We start from the raw sequence: 24353 nt of genomic DNA, 5'->3' as shown, positions 1-24353 counted from the left end.
GTCCAAATTTCGTTAATGCCAAAGAATTTTGCCATACGCTAATTTTTGGCTATGATTTAACAAATCAATTTGCAAATAGCGAATTCAAATACAGACTGGCGTGATGCAGCTTTGTGCAGATGTATGAAAAAAATGCCTACAGCGCAATATCCATCTGCGCAAGAAGCTACATAAAACATAGCAACGCTATAGAAAGCGAGAGCGATATGACGGAGACAAACCTGGCCACACGCCAGTACCAGCATGGCTTTGGCAACGAACACGCCACCGAAGCCGTGGCCGGCAGCCTGCCGCTAGGCCGCAACAGCCCGCAGCGGGCGCCGCTGAACCTGTACGCCGAGCTGATCTCCGGCTCGGCCTTCACCGCGCCGCGCGCCGAAAACCGCCGCAGTTGGCTGTACCGGCGCCAGCCCTCGGTGGTCACCGGTGCCTACCAGCCCTATGCCCAGCCGCGCTGGACCAGCGGCGCCGCCACTGGCGTGGTCATGCCGCCCGACCCGCTGCGCTGGAACCCCTTCCCCTTGCCTGCCGTGGGTACGGCGGTGGACTTCATCGACGGCCTGGCCACGGTGGTGGCCAATGGTGACCCGGAAACCCAGACCGGCATGGGCGCCCTGGTCTATGCCGCCAACAGCTCCATGCAGCAACGCGCGCTGGTGAATGCCGATGGCGAGCTGCTGCTGATCCCGCAGCAGGGCCGGCTCGTTATCACCACCGAGCTGGGCGTGCTGGACGTGCGCCCCGGCGAGATCGCGCTGATCCCACGCGGCATGGCTTTCAAGGTAGCCCTGCCTGACTCGGAAGCTGGCGCGGGGCCGTCTCGCGGCTATGTATGCGAAAACTACGGCGCCGCCTTCCGCCTACCCGAGCTGGGGCCCATAGGCTCCAACGGCCTGGCCAATGCACGCGACTTCCTGGCCCCGGTGGCGGCTTTTGAAGAACCCACCGGCGACTACGAAATCATCAAGAAATTTGGCAGCCGGCTGTGGCGCAACATGCACCAGGGCACGCCCTTCAACGTGGTGGCCTGGCACGGCAACCTGGCACCGCTGAAGTACGACACGGCCCACTTCATGGTGATTGGCTCGATCAGCTTTGACCACCCCGACCCGTCCATCTTCACCGTGCTGACCAGCCCCAGCGATACGCCGGGCACGGCCAACTGCGACTTCGTGATCTTCCCGCCGCGCTGGCTGGTAGCCGAGGACACATTCCGCCCGCCCTGGTACCACCGCAACCTGATGAGCGAGTTCATGGGCCTGGTCTACGGCCAGTACGATGCTAAGCCTGAAGGCTTCAAACCCGGCGGCGCCAGCCTGCACAACTGCATGGTGCCGCACGGCCCGGACACCGACGCCTTCGACAAGGCCAGCCACGCCACGCTGGCGCCCCACAAGCTGGACGACACCCTGGCCTTCATGTTGGAGAGCCGCTACCGCATGGTGCCCACCGCCTACGCCATGCAGGGCAGCAGCCTGGACCCCGCCTACGCCCAATGCTGGCAAGGCCTGCAAGACCATTTCAAGAAAGCCACCCCATGAGCACCGCACCCGACCACACCCACGCCCCCACACTGCAGAGCTGGGTCGCCTCAGCCAACCAGGCCGGCAGCGACTTCCCCATCCAGAACCTGCCCTATGGCCGCTTTCGCCGCGCCGGCAGCGGCGAGACCTGGCGCATAGGCATCGCCATTGGCGACCAGATCCTGGACCTGCAGTGCGCCCACAGCCAGCCCGGCTGGCCCCAGGCCCTGGCTGCGCCGCTGGCGGCCCTTGCAGCCGGTGACCTGAACAGCGTGATGGCAGCCCCCAAAAGCCAGCGCCAAGCCCTGCGGGCAGCCTTCTCTGCCGCCCTCAGCGCGAATAGCCCGCAGGCCGCAGCGCTGACGTCCTGCCTGGTGGCACAGCAAGATGCAGAAATGGCCCTGCCCTGCCACATCGGCGACTACACCGACTTCTACACCGGCATCCACCACGCCACCACGGTAGGCAAGCTGTTCCGCCCCGACAACCCGCTGCTGCCCAACTACAAATGGGTGCCTATCGGCTACCACGGCAGAGCCTCCAGCATCGTGGTCAGCGGCCAGCCGGTGCGCCGTCCGCTGGGTCAGCTCAAGGGTGCGGAAGACACGCCCAGTTTCGGCCCCTGCCGCCGCCTGGACTACGAGCTGGAGCTGGGCGCTTTTGTCGGCCCGGCGAATGCGCTGGGCGAGCCCGTGCCCATGTCCGAGGCCGAAGACCGGCTGTTCGGCCTGGCACTGTTCAACGACTGGTCGGCCCGCGATCTGCAGGCCTGGGAATACCAGCCGCTAGGCCCGTTCCTGGCCAAAAACTTCGGCTCTACCCTGGCGCCCTGGGTCGTTACCATGGAGGCGCTGCAGCCCTACCGCGTTGCCTTCGAGCGGCCCGCCAGCGACCCGCAGCCCCTGCCCTATCTGGATGCGGCAAGCAACCGGGCGCAAGGCGCCATCGACATCACGTTGGAAGTCTGGCTGCAAAGCCGCGCCATGCGCGAGGCCGGCCTGGCGGCGCTGCGCCTGTCGCAGTCCAACTTCCGTGACGCCTACTGGACCCTGGCCCAGCTGCTGGTGCACCACGCCAGCAATGGCTGCAATTTGCAGCCGGGCGACCTGCTCGGCACAGGCACCCAGTCCGGCCCAGCGGCCGGCCAGGGCGGCTCGCTGCTGGAGCTTTCGCTGGGCGGCAAGCAGGCTATTGCGCTGCCCGGTGGCGAGTCGCGTACCTTCCTGGAAGACGGCGACACCCTCACGCTGCGCGCCTACTGCGAACGCCCCGGCGCCGCCCGCATCGGGTTTGGCGAAGCCAGCGGCACGGTGCTGGCGGCTCCCACCCTGCCCTGAGGCCGGCATGCTGCAACTGCACAGCTACTTCCGCAGCTCGGCCGCCTACCGCGTGCGCATCGCGCTGGGCCTGAAAAGCCTGGACGCCCAGATACTGCCGGTGCATCTGCTCAAGAACGGCGGCGAGCAGCGTAGTGCCGCCTACCGCGCCATCAACCCCGCAGGTCTGGTGCCGGCCCTGGTGGACGACGGGCACATCCTCACCCAGTCGCTGGCCATCATTGAGTACCTGGAGGAATGCCATCCCCAGCCCCCATTGCTGGGCAGCACGCCATTGGAGCGAGCCCACATCCGCGCACTGGCGCTGGATATCGCCTGCGAAATCCACCCGCTGAACAATCTGCGGGTGCTGAACTACCTCAAAGACGAGATGGGCCTGGATGAAGAGCAAAAAATGCGCTGGTACCGCCACTGGACCGAAACCGGCCTGGCCACGGTAGAGGCCCGCCTGGCGCACACCGCAGGCCAGTTCTGCGTGGGCGACAGCCCCAGCCTGGCCGACTGCTGCCTGGTCCCCCAGGTATTCAACGCCCAGCGCTTCGCTTGCAGCCTGGACCAGTTCCCCACCGTGATGGCGGTACATAAGCGCTGCAGCGCATTGCCAGCTTTCCAGCAGGCTGCACCGGAGATGCAGCCCGACGCAGGCTAAGTAGCGTAGGATTTCGGCATGCACATGCCCACCAATACCTTCAAGAAGAACCTGCGCGAAGGCCGCGCCCAGATTGGCCTATGGGTGGGCCTGGCCGACGCCTATGCGGCCGAGGCACTGGCCACCGCCGGCTACGACTGGCTGCTGATCGACGGCGAACACGCCCCCAACGATGTGCGCAGCATCCTGGCCCAGCTGCAGGCCGTGGCACCCTACCCCGGCCACGCCATCGTGCGCCCGCACATAGGCGACGTGGCGCTGATCAAGCAGCTGCTGGACACCGGCGCCCAAACCCTGCTGATCCCCATGGTGGACACGGCCGAGCAGGCCGCCCAGATGGTAGCCGCCACGCGCTACCCGCCGCACGGCATACGCGGCGTGGGCAGCGCACTGGCCCGCTCATCGCGCTGGAACCAGATCGAAGGCTATCTGCACAAGGCCAACGCCGAAATGTGTGTATTGGTACAGGTCGAAACCCTGGCCGCGCTGAAGAACCTGAAAGCCATTGCCAAAGTGGACGGAGTAGACGGCGTGTTCTTCGGCCCCTCCGACCTATCCGCCTCGATGGGGCTGCTAGGCCAGCCCGGCCACCCGGACGTGCAGCAGGCGATTGCCGAAGGCATGGCGACAGTCCAGGCGGCTGGTAAGGCAGCTGGCATTCTGGCCGTGGACCCGGTGCTGGCCAAGAAATATCTGGCCCTGGGCGCCCTGTTTGTGGCCGTGGGCGTGGACACCAGCCTGCTGGTCAAGGCAGCCAAGGAGCAACTGGCCATCTTCAAGGCAACCAGCACCTCCGCCAGCGGCGCTGCGTCTGGTTATTGAGCCCCCACAGCCCCGCTGTATTAGTGGGTAACTCCCTGCACAACGGCGCAGCGCATGGCACACTGGACTTCAGTTTGAGGAAAGTGATTTCTATGTTGCGCCGTGCATGTTTGCTTGGTTTCACAGCAACAGTCCTGTGGGCTGTGGCTCCATTCGCGCTGGCGGCAGACCCGCCACAGGCCGTCGCAGAGGAGGACGTGCAAGTCCAGCGCTCCGGGCAAGGCTTCACCGTGGACCTGAGCTTTTATGCCCCCGTGCCCCCGGCCCAGGCCTGGGCCGTATTGACCGACTTCGAGCACATGCCGGAGTTTCTGCCCAACCTGACCAGCAGCCACGTCGACAAGCGCAGCGATACCGAGCTCAAGGTCAGCCAGACCGGTGTAGCCAAGTACGGCGTGTTTTCAGCCAACTTTGAGTCCATCCGCGAAATCACGCTGACGCCCGAAACCGAAATCCACGCCCACGGAGTGGGTGGCAATCTGCAGCATCTGGAAAGCGTAATGCAGCTGCACCCCGAGGGTAGCGGCACCAAGCTGGTCTACCACGTGGAAGCCTTGGCGGGCTTCTGGTTCCCGCCGTTGATCGGCCCATCCCTGGTGCGGCACGACACCGCGGCCCAGTTCTCGGCCATGGTGCGGGAAATGCTGCGCCGCAGAGGCGTTGCTACACTTTAAGTAGCTACTTGCGCAGTATTTATCTGCGGTAGAAGCGGTTTTAACCCCGCACTACACCGTATGTCCTGCAGCCCTGAAATCGGCCGGGGCCTGTCCCGTCCAGCCCTTGAATGCACGGGAAAAGCTCTTCTCGTTGGTAAAACCCACCGCCAGAGCAATCTGTTTGACCGGCTTGGCCGTGCGCAACAACTGCTGCGTGGCGAGGTCTCGCCGCACTTCATCCTTTAAACCTTGCAGCGAAACCGCCTCTGCCAGCAACTGGCGGTGCAAGCTGCGCACAGAAAGCCGTAGCTCCGTGGCGATAGCCTCGGCCTGGGTGAAGTCGGCCGGCCGTTGCTGCAGTAGATTTTTGACGCGTTGCGCCAACAACCTGTCACGCCGGTAGGGCAACACAATCAGCGGCAAGGGGCGGCGCAACATCACGCCCAGGGCTTTCTCATCACGGCGTATGGGCAGCGCCAGGTACTGCGCGTCGAAACATATGCACGCACTTGCGGCGCCAAACTCTACCGCCCCAGGAAACATGTGCGGATACACGGCTGCGTGCGCAGGTGCCTCGAACGGAAAACAGGCCTGGGCCAAGGGCAAGCGTGAATCCACCATCCAGCAGGCCACACCATGTGCATTGCGCAGGCAGGTGACAAGGCAGAACTCGCGGAACGGGCCCAAATCACGCTGCTCCTCTATGGACAGCGTGGCCACACCCGCAGCCACCTCCAGCCTCAAAACGATGTCGTCCACCAGCAAGCCGTGGTGGCGGCACCAGCGCTTCAAGGCCACACCGAGATTCGGGGCGGTAATGGATGCCCGGCTCAACATGCCGTAGCTGCCCCAACGCAGCTTGCGCGAGAACCAGCCCAGGGCTTCGTCGTCCAGCTCGTGCATGGCGTGGGCGCTGATGGCCTCCATCTGTGCCGCCGTGACCCGGACATCGGCACGATCCACATTTTTTGTCGTAATTTGTGCCACCTGCAAGGCCTTTGTGGGGTCGATACCGTATTTTTGGTAGGCCAACAATATGGCTCGCACAAAAGCCATGGGCGTTACTGCCGGGCGTGAAGATGCCGAACTGGACGAAATATGCATTGTTAAAAGTCTAAGCACGGATGGCAGTATTTGCAACCTGACTGGCAAGACATGTGCAAAGCCCAGGCATAGAGTGCAGACACAAGCAGCTATCGCAAGGAGACACTACATGCACGCCTTGGCCACACACATCAATCCGCGCGCGGCCGACTTCCAGGCCAATGCCGCGGCGATGCGTTCAGCGGTCGCAGACCTGCGCGCCAAAACGGATGAAGCCGCACTGGGTGGCGGCGAGCTGGCGCGCAGCCGCCACACCGCACGGGGCAAGCTGCTGCCGCGTGAACGTGTGGACCAGCTGATAGACCCGGGCAGCCCATTCCTGGAAATAGGCCAACTGGCCGCCTACGGCATGTACGGCGGAGAAGCCCCATCTGCGGGCCTGGTGGCGGGCATAGGGCGCATCCATGGGGTGGACTGCATGGTGCTGGCCAACGACGCCACGGTCAAAGGCGGAACCTACTTTCCGATGACAGTGAAGAAACACCTGCGCGCACAGGAAATCGCCGAGCAAAACCACCTGCCCTGTATTTATCTGGTGGATTCAGGGGGGGCATTTTTGCCACTGCAAGACGAAGTGTTCCCCGACCGGGAGCACTTTGGCCGCATCTTCTACAACCAGGCGCAAATGTCGGCCAAGGGCATTCCGCAGATCGCGGTGGTCATGGGGTCCTGCACGGCCGGCGGTGCCTATGTGCCAGCCATGAGCGATGAAACCATCATCGTGCGGAACCAGGGCACGATCTTCCTGGGTGGCCCACCGCTAGTAAAGGCGGCCACCGGCGAAGTGGTCAGCGCAGAAGACCTGGGTGGGGGTGATACCCACACCCGCATATCGGGCGTAGCCGATCACCTGGCGGAGAACGACCACCACGCGCTGTCCATTGCACGCAGCATCGTGGCGAACCTAAACCACCAAAAACCCTTGACCCTGCGGCTGCAAGCCAGCGAAGAGCCGCTGTACGACGCCGAAGATATCTACGGCATCATCCCGCAGGACACGCGCAAGCCCTACGACGTACGCGAAGTCATAGCACGCGTGGTGGACGGGTCCCGCTTTGACGAATTCAAGGCGCGCTACGGCGCCACCCTGGTCACAGGCTTCGCGCACCTGTACGGCATGCCGGTAGGCATCATCGCCAACAACGGCATCCTGTTCGGCGAATCGGCACAAAAAGGCGCGCACTTTATAGAACTGTGTGGCCAGCGTGGTGTGCCACTGGTGTTTCTGCAAAACATCAGCGGCTTCATGGTGGGCCGCAAGTATGAAAACGCGGGCATTGCGAAGGACGGCGCAAAGATGGTCACGGCGGTAGCCACCGTCGGCGTGCCTAAGCTGACCATGCTCATAGGCGGCAGCTTTGGCGCCGGCAACTACGGCATGTGCGGCCGCGCCTATTCCCCGCGCTTGCTGTGGATGTGGCCCAACGCACGTATCAGCGTGATGGGCGGCGAGCAGGCTGCCGGCGTGCTGGCCACCGTCAAGCGCGATGGCATCGAGGCCAAGCAAGGTACATGGTCCGCACAAGCGGAAGAAGACTTCAAAGCCCCCATCCGGGCGCAATACGAAGAGCAAGGCCACCCCTACTACGCCACCGCCCGCCTGTGGGATGACGGGGTGGTCGACCCAGCCCAGACCCGGCGCGTGCTGGGCCTGTCTTTGGCGGCCACGCTGAACGCGCCCATCCTGCCGACGAAGTTCGGCCTATTTCGTATGTAAGGCATGTGAGGCTCTTATGCACTACCAATACCTGAAGATCGAACACCGCGGCGACTGCGCCTGGATCTGGATGAACCGTGCCGAAGTCCACAACGCCTTCGACGAAATCCTGATCCAGGAGCTGACAAGCTGTATCGCAGAGCTTGACGCCGCGCCTGCTGTGCGCGCCATCGTATTGGCGGGTGCCGGTAAAAGCTTCTCGGCCGGGGCCGACCTGGGCTGGATGCGGCGCCAGGGCGAGGCGCCCCTGAAAGATAACCTGGCCAGTGCGCACAAGCTGGCAGCACTCTTCAGCACCCTGTCGCAATGCGCCTCGCCTACGATTGCACGCGTACACGGCGCAGCCCTGGGCGGTGGCATGGGATTGGCTGCAGCATGCGACATCTGCATTGCATCTACCAAGGCCACATTTGCCACCACCGAAGTCCGGTTCGGCATCATTCCCGCCGCGATTGGCCCCTATGTTGTGCGAGCCATCGGCGAGCGGCAGGCCTACCGCTATTTCCAAACGGCGGAGCGCATCGATGCCGTGCGCGCACAGCATATCGGCTTGGCGCATGAAGTGGTTGAACCCGAGCAGTTGGACGCCTGCGTGCAGCAGATCGTCGATGCACTGTTGGCCGGCGGCCCACTTGCGCAGGCAGCTGCAACCCAGCTGATACGCCGTATCGCGCACCAACCGATAGACACGGCACTAGCCACTGAGACCGCGCAGCGTATTGCGGTGCTGCGCGCGACCCCCGAAGCCAAGGAGGGGTTGAGCGCGTTTCTGGAAAAGCGCGCGCCCGTCTGGAACTGCGCATAAGGAGGAGAAGATGTTCAAAAAGATCCTCATTGCTAACCGGGGCGAAATCGCCTGCCGCGTCATCAAGACCGCACGCCAACTCGGTATTGCCACGGTCGCGGTGTATTCCGATGCAGATGCCCATGCACGCCATGTCCGCCTGGCCGACGAGGCCCTATGGATTGGTGCAGCGCCCGCGCTTGATTCCTATCTGCGTGCGGACCGCATACTGGCGGCCGCACAGCACAGCGGCGCCGAGGCAATCCACCCGGGCTACGGCTTTCTGTCAGAGAACGCCGACTTCGCCGAAGCCTGCGAACGGGCAGGCATTGTCTTCATTGGTCCGCCGGCCGCAGCGATCCAGGCCATGGGCAGCAAGTCTGCGGCGAAACAGTTGATGGAGAAGGCCGGCGTACCCTTGACGCCCGGCTACCACGGCAGCAACCAGGACCCGCTATTCCTGGCCCGGCAGGCAGACACCATCGGCTACCCCGTGCTGATCAAAGCCAGCGCCGGTGGCGGCGGCAAAGGCATGCGCCGTGTAGACCAGGCGGCCGACTTTGCTGCCGCGCTCAGCTCCTGCCAGCGCGAGGCCTTGAACGCCTTTGGCAGCGACCATGTGCTGGTCGAAAAATATGTGCTCAAGCCGCGGCATATCGAGATCCAGGTATTTGGCGACATGCAGGGGCATGTGGTGTACCTGTTCGAACGCGACTGTTCTGTGCAACGCCGTCACCAGAAGGTACTGGAAGAAGCCCCCGCGCCCGGCATGACGCCAGAGCGCCGCGCGGCCATGGGCCAGGCGGCCGTAGAAGCGGCCAAAGCCGTCGGCTACGTGGGTGCAGGAACGGTGGAGTTCATTGCCCAGCAGGACGGCAGTTTCTACTTCATGGAGATGAATACCCGCCTGCAGGTCGAACACCCTGTGACCGAAATGCTGACGGGGCTGGACCTGGTGGAGTGGCAGTTACGGGTGGCGTGCGGCGAGCCACTGCCACTGCGGCAAGAGCAGCTCACACTCCACGGCCACGCGCTGGAGGCCCGCATCTATGCCGAGGACCCCAACAAAGGATTTCTGCCCTCTACCGGCCGGCTGCTGCATTTGGCCGCACCACCGGAATCGGCCCATGTACGTATAGACACGGGTGTAACGCAAGGCGACGAGATCACGCCCCACTACGACCCCATGATCGCCAAGCTGATCGTCTGGGGTGCAGACCGCAGCCAGGCACTTGCGCGCATGCACCAGGCACTGGGCCAATACCAGGTAGTGGGCGTTCAGACCAACATCGAGTTCCTCTCGCGTCTGGTGACAAGCCCGTCGTTCAGCCATGCCGATCTTGATACCGGCCTGATAGAGCGCGAAACAACACTTCTATTCCCATCCAACACCCGCGTGCCTGACGAGGTATGGTTGCTGGCAACGCTGGCCGAACTACAGAACCACGCCCAACAGACAGCGCGCGAGGCTGAGCGTGATGCGTATCCAGACTCGCCCTGGCGCGCACAAGACGGCTGGCGCCTGAACGGACGGGCTAGACGCACGATACAGCTGCGTATGGGGGATACCGTGCAAGCTATAGAGGTCGAAAGCCTGGGAACGAACGGCGGATATACGCTTTGGCTGCATGCAGAACGCCTGCCCGCGCACGCCACACTGGATATACAAGGCCAGCTACAGGCCTGCATAGGTGAACGCCAGCTACACGCAAAGGTAGTGCCGGTCGGTGACAAAAGACATGTGTTCTTCAAGGGAAGAACTTGGGCTTTGGCCATAGTGCCCACCGTATACACGGCCACGGATCACGCAGTTGAAGGCCATTTGAAAGCACCAATGCCCGGAAAGGTACTAGCACTGCTGGTCGCCACAGGCACACAGGTAGATAAAGGCTCGGCCCTATTGGTCATGGAAGCCATGAAGATGGAGCACACGATCACCGCCCCACGTGACGGCGTGGTCAAAGCGTTCTACTGCGCAGTCGGAGAGCAGGTGGCAGAGGACGCGGAGCTAGTCGAATTCGATGATGAAACGTCCTAGCGGGAGAGTAAAAGAGCTTTGGGGGCAGAAAATCCGAGGGCATCTTTGAAAAACTCTATTCAATACATAAATTTTATTGAGTTCTTGGATTCATAGTAATTAATTACTATGAATGTCCCAGGCTGTCATTTGCAAACAATGGCCGCACATGCATATTTCTGCCTGCTGCTGCACCATGTATCCACAAATACAGCCACCAACTGACAAAGGAGAACCCCATGTCCAATGAAGCCAAGTGTCCCGTCCACCATGCTGCCAGCGGCGGCACAACCAACAAAGACTGGTGGCCCAACCAGCTGCGGGTTGACGTATTGAACCAGCACTCCAACAAGTCCCACCCGCTGGGCGAGAAGTTCAATTACGCAGAAGAATTCAAGAAACTGGACTACAAGGCACTCAAGGCGGATCTGGTCAAACTGATGACCGACAGCCAGGATTGGTGGCCGGCCGACTTCGGCCACTACGGCCCTCAGTTCATCCGCATGGCCTGGCACAGCGCTGGCACCTACCGCACCCAAGACGGCCGTGGCGGCGGCGGTCGTGGTCAACAACGCTTTGCGCCGCTGAACTCCTGGCCCGACAACGTCAACATCGACAAGTCGCGTCGCCTGCTCTGGCCCATCAAGCAGAAGTACGGGCAGAGCATCTCCTGGGCCGACCTGCTCATCCTGGCCGGCAATGTGGCGCTGGAGTCCATGGGCTTTCGCACCTTCGGCTTTGCCGGCGGCCGCGAAGACGTGTGGGAACCCGATATGGACGTGAGCTGGGGCGCAGAGACCGCCTGGCTGGCGGCCGACAAACGCTTCAGCGGTGGAGGGGACCGCAACAAGGGAGAGGGCGAGCTGGACAGCAACCTGGCCGCCACCCACATGGGTCTGATCTACGTGAACCCCGAAGGCCCGAACGCCAGCGGCGACTACCTGGCCGCAGCCAAGGACATCCGCACCACCTTCAACCGCATGGCGATGGACGATGAAGAAATCGTCGCCCTGATCGCCGGTGGCCACACCTTTGGCAAGGCACACGGCGCAGCACCCGAGTCGCACAAAGGCGCAGAACCCGAAGGCGCGGGCATCGAAGCCCAGGGCCTGGGCTGGAACAGCAGCTTTGGCAGCGGCCACGGCAAAGACACCGTGTCCAGCGGCCTGGAAGTCACTTGGACCACCACCCCGGCGCAGTGGGGCAACAACTTCTTCGAAAACCTGTTCAAGTTCGAGTGGGAGCTGACCCATTCGCCCGCCGGTGCCAAGCAGTGGGTGGCCACCAACGGGCCAGAGATCATCCCTGACGCGCATGTGGCGGGCAAGTTCCACAAGCCGACCATGCTGACCACCGACCTGACGCTGCGCTTCGACCCGGAGTTCGGCAAGATCTCCAAGCGCTTCCACGAAGACCCACAGGCCTTTGCCGAAGCCTTCGCCCGCGCCTGGTACAAGCTGACGCACCGCGACATGGGCCCGAAGGCGCGCTACCTCGGCCCCGAAGTGCCCCAGGAAGACCTGATCTGGCAAGACCCGTTGCCGGCTGCAACCTACCGGCCTACGGCGGCGGATATCTCCGAGCTCAAGGCCAAGATCGCCGCCTCCGGCCTGTCGGTAAGCGAACTGGTGTCCGTGGCCTGGGCTTCCGCCTCCACCTTCCGTGGCGGAGACAAGCGCGGTGGTGCCAACGGCGCACGGCTGGCCCTGGCCCCGCAGAAGGACTGGGAGGTCAACAAGATCGCCGTCCAGGTACTGCCCAAGCTGGTTGAGATCCAGCAGGCATCTGGCAAGGCCTCGCTGGCCGACATCATCGTATTGGCCGGCAGCGTGGGCGTCGAACAGGCGGCCAAGGCAGCAGGCGTGGACGTCACGGTGCCATTTACGCCGGGCCGCGTCGATGCGACGCAGGCGCAGACCGATGTCGAGTCCTTTGCAGTTCTTGAACCGCTGGCCGATGGCTTCCGCAACTACAAAAAGGGCAAGATCGGTGCGCCGACCGAAGCCCTGCTGGTTGACAAGGCCCAGTTGCTGACCCTGACCCCACCCGAACTGACCGCGTTGGTCGGTGGTCTGCGCGTGCTGGGCGCAAATGCCGACGGCAGCAAGCACGGCGTATTCACAGACCAGGTAGGCGTGCTCAGCAACGATTTCTTCGTACGTCTGCTGGACATGGGTATCGAGTGGAAAGCCGTGGACGGTGAGGCTGAAGTATTCGCAGGCCGCGATCGTAAGACCGGCCAGGTGAAATACACCGGCACCCGCAACGACCTGATCTTCGGCTCCAACTCGGTGCTGCGCGCTTACGCCGAGATCTATGCCAGCGCCGGCGGCGCACAAAAGCTGGTGACTGACTTCGTCGCAGCCTGGACTAAAGTCATGAACCTGGATCGCTTCGACCTGGCGTAAGCACGTAAGTCGAACCGACGATCTCCATTGCCCCAATCGGAAAGGCACAGCCCTCTCCGTTCGGGGCAATTTTGGGTTTACGCAAAAAATGCTGTTGTTGCCTCCCCAAATTGGCCCAGCCTGACAGTCTTAAGTCGCTGCAGCGGCGTAGGACTCATATCCATAGCGACTTGGGTCGTCAGTATTGCAGCCGTGAAGCCAGGACACACTGTGCAACCGGTAGATGCTGCGTTCAGAGGGCAAGGACAATTTCACGGTAGATCCTATGCAGTGACGCTTGCTGAACCATCGAAACCCGCCTACCAGCGGGTAATGATTTTTTGAATCACAGTTTTCAGGTGTTCAGCTGCAGCATCGCGATGCTCTACTGCGCAATCAAAATAGGCATCGTGCAGCATTAGCGAAGTTTCCATCAATGCATCGCGCATGACAATCAAGGACTGAGCAAGCTCCAACAGCACTGCCTTTTCACTACCTGCGTCCTCTTGTGATTTTTGTTCCGCCATCAAAAGCTCGCCCACTCGCCTTCGCCGTGCGGTGATGAAGTTCTTGGTAGTACCGTACCTATCTGGGATGACGGCACGGTCTTGGGCTTTACTGTTAACTTGCGGGTACCGGCAAGGGCATGTTGTGCAGTCCCGGCAATAGACTCCACCGAGCGAGAACGGTATGCATCCCCGTTGGTGCCAGCTCGTAATTTGAACACCGCGACCATGCTCACCAATTCCTCCACCTAGATGTTGAGACTGCCAGCCACCGCCGCCATTTGACATACCAAAGCTGCATTCTGTAGCGTGCCTTGGTCCGCCTGTGCCACCATTTCGTCAACCTGCGACACACCGATACTTTGCTCAGAGCTGGCTACACTAATTTCATCCATAAGATCCATCACTTGTTTGCCTGATCCCTCCACCTCGGTCATGGTCGGAGCGGCTTTGGCGATGAGGTTTGTATCAGCCTATTCATTTTTGCGACAAAACATCCGCCAACTGGTGCTGGGCATGCACCGCCGAGATCTTGGGATCGTTGAAATAGTCGGCAACGATATCAATCCATCCTTGTGACATCTGCGAGGGCATGGTCATCGATTGGGCGGCAACTTGCGCGCCCTTGCGCGAAATCAAGTCCAGGCCAACTTTCCCGCATGCATCAAGATTTTTGCGTTGAACGTCGGTTCGAACGGGAATCGACCCTTTGATGCGGTTGAAGGCGAGTTGATTATCGACATCCATGATCTGGCGTGCAAAGAGAAGCTGGGAGCGGCGATCCTGCCCGTTGTTCGTGATCGGAAAGGCAAACGCATCAACCACAACAAAATAGACCGATTCTGTCCCCGGTGCCAACGTGCATCGGAAATCTTTGTCTGAGACGAGTCCTGCCTCGGTCAGCTCACCCTTTGCCCAATCGCCCATGAACTGCATGCCTGCCCGGCCTCGGCCGACAGAAAGCGTCGCATCGGCCCAAGTCTTGCCGGTTCGAACAGGCTCGGCAAAAGCGCTGAGATGCCGCAAAATGCCGAGCGCTTTCAACATCTCTGGTCGCATTACGGCATGCGGGTCCCCTCCACTCATCAGGCGTGCATAAGCCTCAGGGCCATAGATTGAATAGACAATGTCATTGAAAATGAGAGAAATTTCCCATGTGCCAGATCCGAGTGCGATGGGTGTATAACCGGCGGCCTTAATCTTGGCGGCACTGTCGAGAACGCTGTCCCAACTTGTCGGCGACGGTAATTTCAATTTATCGAATATCTTCTTATTGGTCCACAGCCAGTTTTCCGCATGAATATTGGTCGGCGCAAAATAGATGCGCCCCTTGTAGCTGATCTGATCAATCACATTTCCGGGCAGGAAATCCCGCCAATGATCAGCGGCTGCGACCTCTTCAATATCCTGCACGACACCCATCGCCGGTAGTTCCTTGCTGCCCTCATTGGCATTCCACTGCATTACCGTGGAAGGATAGCCGTTGGCAATTCTGTCAGTGACCGACTTCAGTTCGGCATCCTTGTTCTTGACCGGTACGTCGTTCCATTTACCACCAAGGCTCTTCCAGGCCTGGCGATAAACATCGAGAGCCTTGCTCTCGCTTGGCGAAATCCAAAAATGTATCACCTCCACGGTCGGTTGAAATACGCTGCTCGTGGATTCAGCGTGTGCGAGTGAAAGAAAGGATATTGCCAACGTCAAACTGAGGCATCTCAAAGGCGAATAATGTCCACGTATTATCATTGTTAAACCTACTTTATCAAGAAACCATCAGAGATTCACATTGAGCATCGCGTCTAGCAACCAGTCGAGATGTAGCCATTTCAAACGGTTGAGGCTTTGCAAAGAAATAACCTTGCACCATACCGCAACCAGCTTGCTGTAAAAACATGAGCTGCTCTTCCGTCTCTACACCTTCGGCAACACAGTTTTTCCCCAAATTTTCAACAAGATCAATCATGGCCTTAATAATCTGCTCTGATTTATTATCAACACCTATGTCAGAAATAAAGCTGCGATCAATTTTTACATCATCAAACGGAAAATTTCTGAGATTCGTCAACGATGCGAAACCGGTACCAAAATCATCGAGTGCAATCGACACCCCCTGTTCACGCAGTTTTATGACAGTTGCAAATATCTGCTCCGTATATTTATTCATATATACATCCTCAGTGATTTCGATAGAAAAATCATTCCATTCAATCGAATATCGCTTAATCGCATTCGCAAACATATCGTAGCCAACCTCAGAAATCAAGATGGCTTCGGGCATATTTATTGCTACACTTCCAGGAAACAAGCCCGCATCACGCCAGACTCGTATGTCGTAGGCCACCTTGTTAATAACGCACTCGGTCATTGACGAAATTGATGCAGCCGTATTGAAGAGATGCAAGAAACTCCCCGGCGATAAAATACCGAGATCAGGGTGACGCCACCGTACAAGTGCCTCAAATGCAACATGCCGACCACTTCGGGCATCTATTTTGGGCTGGTAATAAACAAGGAACTCATCGTTTTCGACCGCATTGAACAGGGCTGTACGAAGCTGACTTTCAGCAAGTCGATCTGCCATCATCGCCTCGTTGAAGATTACTTGGTTGTTGCGCATCGTTTTTGCGGCATATAGCGCCAAATCAGCGCACCGTATAATCTCTTGTGCATTACTGCCGTGATCTGGGAAAATAGCGCCACCGATACTGCTCGATACATTAAGAGCATGTCCATCAACAATGCAAGATTGAGACAAGCTTTCACGTATCCCTGTAGCAATTTTTTCAGCTTCATTGCTATCTGAAAGATTCGGAACCAAAATAGCAAACTCATCGCCACCCAATCTCGCTGCGATGGAGTCGGGCCCAATAACTAATGCGATTCGCTTCGCCGCCTCAATCAATAACCCATCGCCGGCTTGATGTCCGAAAGTGTCGTTGACTGCTTTAAAATGGTCCAGATCAATCAGGAAAAGGACGAATGAGCCGGTTTCTGAATATGGGTTTTTTGAACTGCGAGCCGCTATAAGTCGATCCAATATTCGATTGAATGCCATGCGATTAGGAAGATCGGTTAAACCGTCCCTATGGGCAAGAATCGATAATTTCTGTTCGAAAACCTTCTTTTTTTCATATTCAATGCGTAGCTTCTTAAGCAACGGGCTAAGAATAAATATACCCACAATGAGTAAACCAAGAAGAAGAGACAAGACTAATAAAGCACTGATCCGCTTTGCCATCGCAATGCTCGCCTCGCTCTTAGCAAAAGATTGCCGAATAGCCTCCTGGAAACCCCGCATAATGAAACCATCCGACGCGGCGGCAAAATCAATGGGCCCCCAAAAGGAGTAACGACGCCCCCGGCTAATATTATCAATTTTCCCTAGTTTTTCCGCCCGCTCCAGAAAACCTTGAATTCGAAGATCAAGATCGCTTGGCGCAGCATCATCGCCAAGACGACCACGCAGAAGAAGCAATTGTGCATTAATATCCTTAATCTCTATGATTTCATGGTTCATCTCATCGATCAGCCGATCAAGCACATTAACTGAGATAGCTTTATCTGCAGATGCACGCATCAATGCACGCGTGGTATTGGCCAGCTGCTGAAACTTAATGAACTGATTGCTTGTAAGGAAACTGACACTTTGTTGAACAGAGTGGCGTTCAAGAACAAACTGCATGGTTGCATAAATAACCAATGCAACCACCACAACCAAAATCAAGGCTCCCTTGTAATAGCGAGATATAGCCTTAATACGCCAACCGAGCGAAATTCGATCAACGCTATCAAAATTACCCAATTTCATTTTTTGTAGAAACAAATCAAATGCCCACACAGCAATATATATTTAATGCACATCACATTAAATAAAAGACTCGTCATCTATTAATGCATAAAAAATATTTTTCGATCAACACAAAACATCAGGGGGCGAATTGAGTCCGCCACAATTACACTTACCAAATAAGAAGATCACGCAACGAATATTTGAGGTCAAAATTTTAAGAAATACCAACCTCACAATTTGATACAAGATGATGTTCCATTTTGACAACTCCAACCATCAGCCAATTCCGATTTACCCCTAGGAATCAACCGAATGAATATAAGAATTACCTTACCCACGAACACCCATACCTAGTTGACCACGACTCACTATCACCGCCCTACATCCCCAAAAAAGAGTCTCATTCGAGGTGCCTTGGGTGATCTCCGATTTCTGCCCTATCGCTCAAATTTGCACCGGCAACAGCAGGTTGCCCAGCGGGATAACCGTACCGTCGATGAAAATTTTCGGACGTAGCACAATAATGCAGTCCCACCAGCGACGCCCCGCAGTGCCAAACGGGACCTCCACTCATCTGCAGGGGCAGAATTGAATTCAATATTCAATACATCGAGCCTGGAGAGCACCCGTTTCTCTGGCCATTCAATCCGACCAAACAAGTTGTGTGGGTACGATTTGCGTCAAACGGTACTCTGCATAGCCCGGAGAATCTCCATATGAATTTCTCCCAACGGCAGTACCCGATCCACCGCGCCTAGCTTTACAGCCTCCTTAGGCATGCCGTACACCACGCAACTTTCCTCGTCCTGCGCCAACGTACGTGCGCCCATGCCGCGCAGTTCCTTCAGCCCGCGCGCGCCGTCGTCACCCATGCCAGTCATGATGATGCCCAGCGCATTCCGTCCAGCGCACTTGGCCACGGAACGAAACAATACATCCACAGATGGTCGGTGGCGGCTCACCAGCGGCCCTAGCATGACGTCGACGCGATACTGCGCTCCACTCCGCTTCAACAGCATATGCCGACCTCCCGGGGCAATCAGCACCCGTCCGGGCATAACCCTATCTCCACTCTTCGCCTCACGCACCTCCATCTTGCACAAACCATTAAGGCGATTGGCAAAAGCTTCCGTGAATTTTTCCGGCATATGTTGCACGACGACGATACCCGGACACATTTGGGGCAGCGCAGTTAACACTGCTTCAAGAGCTTGCGTTCCGCCCGTGGAGGTCCCGATGGCCACGACACGATCGGTCGTCTGAACCATCGCGTGGGTCGACGCTGACAAAATCACGTCCGCCGAGAGCTTGGGTTGAGGAATAACAGCGGTTCCAGCAGGCATCAGTCGCCGCACATTGGCGCGCGCCGCCGTCTTGACCGCACTGATCAAATCATCAGAGTTGTCTTGCAAAAACTGTTTGAGGCCCAGCTTTGGTTTAGTGACAATACTGACGGCCCCAGCCGCCAGCGCCTGCACCGTGGTTTCCGCGCCTTTTTCAGTCAGCGTAGAACAGATCACCACTGGCGTTGGATGTTCTGCCATCAGTTTCTTTAAAAAGGTAATGCCATCCATCCGCGGCATTTCCACATCCAGCACGATCACGTCGGGCCACTGTGCACGCATGCGATCCATTGCAAATACCGGATCGGATGCCGCACCAATCACCTCGATACCCGGATCCTCCTGTAGCTTGGCAGTCAACACTTGACGCACTACAGCGGAATCGTCGACGATCAATACCTTCACTTTGTGCATAGCGTTTCATTTTTGTCTTTGAAAGGGCCTTGCGGCTGGTGCCGCACCCAGACATGGCCGCTCCAGATATCCAGCATGACCGTACGATGCCCTGTGCCGCCAAGATGCTCGGCCTGGGCTGAAAAACCATGTCGCTTCATCAAGACGCGCGCCATCTCGACATTCTTGGCCCCCACGTGGTCCACGCGGATAGTTTGATTTCCGGAAAACATATGCCCACCGCCGAATAGCTTGACCTGATATTCCGCCGGTGAAGTACAGGCATTGCGGATCTCCAGCAGCATCAACTCCAACGCTTCGTCAGCGTAACGCCCATCCAGGGTTGCACGCCTGCCAGACGGTGCACTTGGCAGCATGTAATGGCACATGCCTCCCGTCAGCATGCCGGGATGCCACATTACGATGGCGACACAAGAACCCAACAGCGTACGTATGCGTGTGTCGCGCACGCCAAAATACACCTCACCAGGCTGCAGGAATATCTCAACTGTATGCGCCGGTTTACGCATCAGTCCGACTTTTGGTAAATAGCCGGCGCAATCGATTTCATGACATTGGTCACGCCGTTCAGGCTCTCTGAATGTCCGATCAGAAAATACCCGCCGGGACGCAGCAATGGCAACAAATGCGACACCACTTTCTGCTTGGTTCCCTGGTCAAAATAGATCATTACGTTGCGCAAAAAGATCACATCGAACTCACCCAGCTTCGGCGGCGCTTCCATCAGGTTGTGCAGCATGAAGCGCACCCGTTCGCGCAAAGCTTTGTCAATCAGCAAGGTGCCATCAAACTCACCAATGCCTTTGAGGCAATGGCGGCGCAGATACTGCTTGGGAATTTCCGGCAAGCGCTCCAGCGGAAACAAGCCGTTACGCGCCTTGTCCACAATGCGCGTGCTGATATCCGAAGCCAACACCTCCCATGGTTGATTACCCAGCAACTCCTCCAGCACCATGGCAATGCTGTAGGGCTCCTCGCCGCTAGAACAGGCTGCACTCCATGCTCGAAAAGGTGTACCCAAGCGCCGGAAAGGAACAATGCGCTGGCGCAAAAAATCAAAATGTTTGGGTTCGCGGAAAAAATGCGTCTCGTTGGTAGTCAGCATGTCCACCGCTATTTGCAATTCGTCTTTGCCTTGGAGTGAAGTGATCAGACGGAAATAGTCGCCATAGTTGTCTAGACGGAAATGCTTGAGCCGCTTGGCCAAACGGCTGGAAACCAGCGATTTCTTGGCCGGAGCCATGCTAATGCCTGCGATGCGGTAAATCAGCTCGCTGAACTGTGCGAATTCCCGGTCGAGCAATGCAACAGCGCCTGCCAACGAACCAGTGCTGCTACCGGGCAATGCCCTTGAGTATTCCTTCGTCAATACCATTTTTCCTCTGTTGCTCCAATATGCCCTCCCTGAAAGGGTGAATGGCAGGATAAGAATGGCTTGACGTCGCGATTCACTCCATCAGATCCGCGATCGCTCATTCAAGCCCAGAACCTATATGCAACCTACTTGAAGCTGCATGAAATAGCATCAAACCCCAACCACGCCGCCGCTCCCCACTCCGGCCAGCGCGGCCATCTCGTCCACCGACAGCACATGGTGGATGTTGAGGATGATCACGAACTTGCCATTCACCTTGCCCATCCCGGTCATGAAATCCGCACGAAGATGGGTTCCAAAGGATGGCGGGGGCTCAATCTCGGCAGCCGGTATCTCCAGCACGGCATTGACTGCGTCTACCATCACGCCCACCACCTGGGTGTCGTGCTGGGCGCCATTGCCACCGGCCACTTCCACGATCACGATGCAGGTGCGCCGCGTAACGGTAGTCGTGCCTTTGCCAAAGCGTGCGCTGAGATCAATCACCGGCACCACCGCACCACGCAAGTTGATGACCCCGCGGATGAAGCTGGGCATGCGCGGCACCTCGGTCAGGTTGCCGTATTCAAGGATTTCCTTGATGGCCAGGATGCCCATGGCGTAGGTCTCGCCACCGAGCATGAAGGTCAGGTACTGGTGCTGGTCGAGCTGGCTGTGCCCGATGGTGGCACTCAGCACGGCAGGCGTTTTTTGTTGTGCTGAGATCATGGCACTCATGTCAATCTCCTTAGAAGCGGACGAAGCTAGCTTCGTTGTTTACCGCTTTTTTTGCGACAGCTTTGTTAATCCTCAACAAGGGTGGTGCGGCTTTGAAACTAGCGGAGGCCTGGGTCCTGCCGGTCTCGGCAGGTGTATAACCCGCGTCTACCTTGAAAAAGCCCATCGCTTCCTGCAGCTGTGCCGCCTGGCCACTCATCTCCTCCGCTGTGGCCGCCAGCTCTTCACTGCTGCTGGCGTTCTGCTGGGTGATCTGGTTGAGTTGTTCCATGGCGGTGTTGATCTGGCCCACGCCCGTGGATTGCTCGCTGGATGCCGCGGCTATCTCCTGCACCAGCTCGGATGTCTTGCCAATCGCGGGCACAATGGCGTCGAGCAGCTTGCCAGCGCTCTCAGCCTTGTCCACGCTGCCGCTGGCCAGTTCGCTGATTTCCTGCGCCGCCACCTGGCTGCGCTCGGCCAGCTTGCGTACTTCGGCGGCCACCACAGCAAAGCCCTTGCCATGCTCGCCCGCCCGTGCCGCCTCGATTGCGGCGTTCAGCGCCAAGAGGTTGGTCTGGTAGGCGATGTCATCGATGATGCCGATCTTGCCCGCGATGCTCTTCATCGCTGCTACGGTGTCTTTCACAGCAGCGCCACCCTCCACCGCCTGTTTGGCCGCTTGCGAGGCCATGCCATCTGTGACCTTGGCGTTGTCGGTGTTCTGGTTGATGCTGGCGCTCATCTGTTCGATGGAAGAACTGGTTTCCTCCACACTAGCTGCTTGTTCACTGCTGGCCTGGCTCATGCTCTGCGCCGTGGTTGAGACTTGTTCGCTGGCCGAAGCAATGCTGCTGGCCGCTGCATTGACTTCACCGATAACTTGCGAGAGCTTGCTTACCATTGTTTGGATGGCGAACAGCATGCTACCCGTGTCATTCGCACGGGTCTTCACCACCACCGTCATGTCGCCGCCGGCAATCTTCGATACCACTTCCGCCGCGTAAGCCGGCTCGCCACCGAGCTGTTTAACCAGGCCGCGGGTGATCAGGACGGCTAGCACCACCGCAATCAGTACGGCGCCGATGCCGATACCCAGCATCCAAGTCCGCGCGGAGCGGTAGCTTTCCACGGCCTGCGCGCTGGACGCCTTCATCTGCTCGTCGACGAAGCTCTGGAACGTTTCCAGCCTGTTGACGGTCGCGGTGTTGCTGACCGCGAAGTCCTTCAACAGAAACTCCGTGGCCTTGGCCTTGTCGGCCTTGATCAGGGCGTAGTACTGGTCGTACTTGGGCGCCATTTCCTCATAGGGCTTACGCATCGCATTGAACAGCTCGCGCCCCTTGGGCAAGTCGATCGTCTTGTCGAGCTGGGCCATACCGTCGTTGGCGACACCGCGCAGTTTCTGGATCTTGGCCTTGTTCTGTTCTATTTCGTCTTCGGAACTGACGAGCAACAGGTTGCGCATGGAACGCCCGATATCGAGCAGAGCAACCTGGACGTTGCCCGCCGTGTCGATCTTAGGGTAGCGGTCATTGATGATGTCTGCCGTCGTGTCGTTCATCGTCGCCATGTTGGACAGCGCGAGCACGATGCTTACGATGAGCAGCAACACGACGGTGCCGAAACTCAGTGCCAGCTTGGTGGCAATACCTAGTTGTTTTTTTCCCATATCGATTTCTTTCGTTTTAAATTGCCTATTACCCAAGCCAATCAGGCCGTTACTCCGACTCTGAAGAAGCCCATAACTTCCTGCAGCTGCGCAGCCTGGCTGCTCATCTCTTCAGCGGTGGCCGCCAGTTCTTCGCTGCTGCTGGCGTTCTGTTGCGTGATCTGGTTGAGTTGTTCCATGGCGGTGTTGATCTGACCCACGCCGCTGGATTGCTCGCTGGAGGCCGCGGCTATCTCCTGCACCAGCTCCGAGGTCTTGCCAATTGCGGGCACGATGGCGTCGAGCAGCTTGCCGGCGCTCTCGGCCTTGTCCACACTGCCGCTGGCAAGTTCGCTGATTTCCTGCGCCGCAACCTGGCTGCGCTCGGCCAGCTTGCGCACTTCGGCGGCCACCACGGCAAAGCCCTTGCCGTGTTCACCGGCGCGTGCCGCCTCGATCGCTGCGTTCAGCGCCAGCAGATTGGTCTGGTAGGCGATGTCGTCGATGATGCCGATCTTGCCGGCGATGCTCTTCATTGCCGCCACGGTGTCCTTCACCGCGCTACCACCCTCCACCGCCTGTTTGGCAGCTTGCGAGGCCATGCCGTCGGTGACTTTGGCGTTGTCGGTGTTCTGGTTGATCGACGCGCTCATCTGCTCGATGGAGGCGCTGGTTTCTTCCACGCTGGCGGCCTGTTCGCTGGTGGCCTGTGAGATCGATTGCGCGGTGGTGGACACTTGCTCGGACGCCGTGGAGAGGCCATCGGCCGCGCCGCGCACTTCGCCGATGATCTGCGAGAGCTTGCCCACCATGCTCTGGATGGCAAACAGCATGCTGGTGGTGTCATTGGCACGGGTCTGCACCACCACGGTCATGTCGCCGCCGGCAATCCTTGAGACCACTTCCGCCGCGTAAGCCGGCTCGCCACCGAGCTGTTTAACCAGGCCGCGCGTAAGCAAAAAACCGACAATGCCCCCTACAGCCAGCGCCAGCACTCCGACGATGAGCGAAAAACGGCGTGCGCTGGCGTAAACCTGCATGGCAGCCTCGGCATCTGCCTGACTGTTCTTAGCCTGGAATTCCGACATTTCTCCGAGGGCTGCGAGCCAATTATTCTGAACCGGTCGCACCTCCCTTAGCAGAATATTGGTGGCCTCTTTGTCCTCGTTCGCGAGTGCAAGTTTGAGCACCTTGTCGACCAGCGGTTTGGTCGTCACCTCTCCTTCTTTGATCTTAGCCAGCAAAGCTTTTCCCTGCTCGCTGCGGACAATGCCTGTCAGCTTTCGCTCGGCATCGTCGTACGTCTGACGCAAATCATCATTGCGCTTGGCCTCCACCTGCATACCCGCCACATCATCAAGCAATACCACGTTGCGGACCGCAGTGGCCATCGTGCGGACGTCTCCACGCATCTTGCTGATGAGTTCAATCTTGACGTTGTTGTCGTTCACGATGCCTTCGAGACGTCCGTTGATCTCGTTCATGCCACTGATGCCGATGGCGATAAGAACTGCCATGAGCAGTAACACCAGGCCAAAACCCAGGCCGAGACGCAAACCGATTTTCATATTCTTGAACATGA

Annotated in this window: 20 protein-coding genes; 9 read left to right on the top strand and 11 right to left on the bottom strand. The window is 58.4% G+C overall.

Translation table 11 applies throughout. The features are described 5' to 3' along the window. The first annotated feature begins 206 nt into the window (after positions 1 to 206). The 5 genes from hmgA to AC07R0_RS21085 all read left to right on the top strand — a co-directional run bounded on the left by hmgA (position 207) and on the right by AC07R0_RS21085 (position 5005). The gene (hmgA, locus tag AC07R0_RS21105) at positions 207 to 1541 is read left to right on the top strand and encodes a homogentisate 1,2-dioxygenase (RefSeq protein ID WP_495106323.1); all 1335 of its coding nucleotides are present in this window, start codon (positions 207 to 209) and stop codon (positions 1539 to 1541) included. Continuing rightward, the gene (gene fahA, locus AC07R0_RS21100) at positions 1538 to 2860 is read left to right on the top strand and encodes a fumarylacetoacetase (RefSeq protein WP_495106322.1); all 1323 of its coding nucleotides are present in this window, start codon (positions 1538 to 1540) and stop codon (positions 2858 to 2860) included. The genes hmgA and fahA overlap by 4 nt, the downstream gene beginning before the upstream one ends. Before the next feature lie 10 nt (positions 2861 to 2870). Then, positions 2871 to 3509: a maleylacetoacetate isomerase gene (gene maiA, locus AC07R0_RS21095; RefSeq protein WP_495106380.1), complete on the top strand. Its 639-nt coding sequence runs from the start codon at positions 2871 to 2873 to the stop codon at positions 3507 to 3509. A gap of 18 nt (positions 3510 to 3527) precedes the next feature. Then, positions 3528 to 4331, top strand: coding sequence for a 4-hydroxy-2-oxoheptanedioate aldolase (hpaI, locus tag AC07R0_RS21090; protein WP_495106321.1), 804 nt, complete (start codon positions 3528 to 3530; stop codon positions 4329 to 4331). A gap of 143 nt (positions 4332 to 4474) precedes the next feature. After that, the gene (locus tag AC07R0_RS21085) at positions 4475 to 5005 is read left to right on the top strand and encodes an SRPBCC family protein (protein ID WP_495106320.1); all 531 of its coding nucleotides are present in this window, start codon (positions 4475 to 4477) and stop codon (positions 5003 to 5005) included. Positions 5006 to 5056: 51 nt separating this feature from the next. Here AC07R0_RS21085 and AC07R0_RS21080 read toward each other — a convergent pair whose 3' ends face one another. Then, positions 5057 to 6091, bottom strand: a complete 1035-nt coding sequence (locus AC07R0_RS21080) for an AraC family transcriptional regulator (protein ID WP_495106319.1) — start codon at positions 6089 to 6091, stop codon at positions 5057 to 5059. Between the two features lie 109 nt (positions 6092 to 6200). On the opposite strand from AC07R0_RS21080, the gene AC07R0_RS21075 reads away from it, so the two are divergent. From AC07R0_RS21075 to katG, 4 genes are all read left to right on the top strand, one after another. Continuing rightward, the gene (locus tag AC07R0_RS21075) at positions 6201 to 7808 is read left to right on the top strand and encodes a carboxyl transferase domain-containing protein (protein ID WP_495106318.1); all 1608 of its coding nucleotides are present in this window, start codon (positions 6201 to 6203) and stop codon (positions 7806 to 7808) included. Between the two features lie 16 nt (positions 7809 to 7824). After that, positions 7825 to 8613 carry an enoyl-CoA hydratase/isomerase family protein gene (locus AC07R0_RS21070; RefSeq protein ID WP_495106317.1) on the top strand — a complete coding sequence of 263 codons (789 nt, stop codon included), beginning with the start codon at positions 7825 to 7827 and terminating at the stop codon, positions 8611 to 8613. Positions 8614 to 8623: 10 nt separating this feature from the next. After that, positions 8624 to 10630, top strand: a complete 2007-nt coding sequence (locus AC07R0_RS21065) for an acetyl/propionyl/methylcrotonyl-CoA carboxylase subunit alpha (RefSeq protein WP_495106316.1) — start codon at positions 8624 to 8626, stop codon at positions 10628 to 10630. Between the two features lie 218 nt (positions 10631 to 10848). Then, positions 10849 to 13017 (top strand): catalase/peroxidase HPI, encoded by a 2169-nt coding sequence (katG, locus tag AC07R0_RS21060; RefSeq protein ID WP_495106315.1) that lies wholly within the window; start codon positions 10849 to 10851, stop codon positions 13015 to 13017. Positions 13018 to 13316: 299 nt separating this feature from the next. Here the strand turns inward: katG and AC07R0_RS21055 are convergent, their stop codons facing one another. The 10 genes from AC07R0_RS21055 to AC07R0_RS21010 all read right to left on the bottom strand — a co-directional run bounded on the left by AC07R0_RS21055 (position 13317) and on the right by AC07R0_RS21010 (position 24351). Further along, positions 13317 to 13523: a hypothetical protein gene (locus AC07R0_RS21055; RefSeq protein ID WP_495106314.1), complete on the bottom strand. Its 207-nt coding sequence runs from the start codon at positions 13521 to 13523 to the stop codon at positions 13317 to 13319. A 227-nt stretch (positions 13524 to 13750) separates the two neighbouring features. Further along, positions 13751 to 13939 (bottom strand): hypothetical protein, encoded by a 189-nt coding sequence (locus AC07R0_RS21050; protein WP_495106313.1) that lies wholly within the window; start codon positions 13937 to 13939, stop codon positions 13751 to 13753. A gap of 40 nt (positions 13940 to 13979) precedes the next feature. After that, on the bottom strand, positions 13980 to 15206 hold the full coding sequence (locus tag AC07R0_RS21045) for an ABC transporter substrate-binding protein (protein WP_495106312.1): 1227 nt from the start codon (positions 15204 to 15206) through the stop codon (positions 13980 to 13982). A gap of 58 nt (positions 15207 to 15264) precedes the next feature. Beyond that, a complete protein-coding gene (locus AC07R0_RS21040) occupies positions 15265 to 17340 on the bottom strand; it encodes a putative bifunctional diguanylate cyclase/phosphodiesterase (protein WP_495106311.1) in 2076 nt (691 codons plus the stop codon). 632 nt (positions 17341 to 17972) lie between these two features. Then, the gene (locus AC07R0_RS21035; RefSeq protein ID WP_495106310.1) at positions 17973 to 19049 is read right to left on the bottom strand and encodes a protein-glutamate methylesterase/protein-glutamine glutaminase; all 1077 of its coding nucleotides are present in this window, start codon (positions 19047 to 19049) and stop codon (positions 17973 to 17975) included. Beyond that, positions 19037 to 19558 (bottom strand): chemotaxis protein CheD, encoded by a 522-nt coding sequence (locus AC07R0_RS21030; RefSeq protein ID WP_495106309.1) that lies wholly within the window; start codon positions 19556 to 19558, stop codon positions 19037 to 19039. The genes AC07R0_RS21035 and AC07R0_RS21030 overlap by 13 nt, the downstream gene beginning before the upstream one ends. After that, positions 19558 to 20418 (bottom strand): CheR family methyltransferase, encoded by an 861-nt coding sequence (locus AC07R0_RS21025; protein ID WP_495106308.1) that lies wholly within the window; start codon positions 20416 to 20418, stop codon positions 19558 to 19560. The genes AC07R0_RS21030 and AC07R0_RS21025 overlap by 1 nt, the downstream gene beginning before the upstream one ends. A 156-nt stretch (positions 20419 to 20574) precedes the next feature. Further along, complete coding sequence (locus AC07R0_RS21020; protein ID WP_495106307.1) at positions 20575 to 21141, bottom strand: chemotaxis protein CheW; 567 nt, start codon at positions 21139 to 21141, stop codon at positions 20575 to 20577. A 10-nt stretch (positions 21142 to 21151) separates the two neighbouring features. Next, on the bottom strand, positions 21152 to 22792 hold the full coding sequence (locus AC07R0_RS21015) for a methyl-accepting chemotaxis protein (protein ID WP_495106306.1): 1641 nt from the start codon (positions 22790 to 22792) through the stop codon (positions 21152 to 21154). 41 nt (positions 22793 to 22833) lie between these two features. After that, the gene (locus tag AC07R0_RS21010) at positions 22834 to 24351 is read right to left on the bottom strand and encodes a methyl-accepting chemotaxis protein (RefSeq protein WP_495106305.1); all 1518 of its coding nucleotides are present in this window, start codon (positions 24349 to 24351) and stop codon (positions 22834 to 22836) included. Positions 24352 to 24353 lie beyond the last annotated feature (2 nt).

It is taken from the genome of Rhodoferax sp. GW821-FHT07F03 (genome assembly GCF_059418745.1).
This window is presented reverse-complemented; position numbering and strand designations above follow the sequence as displayed.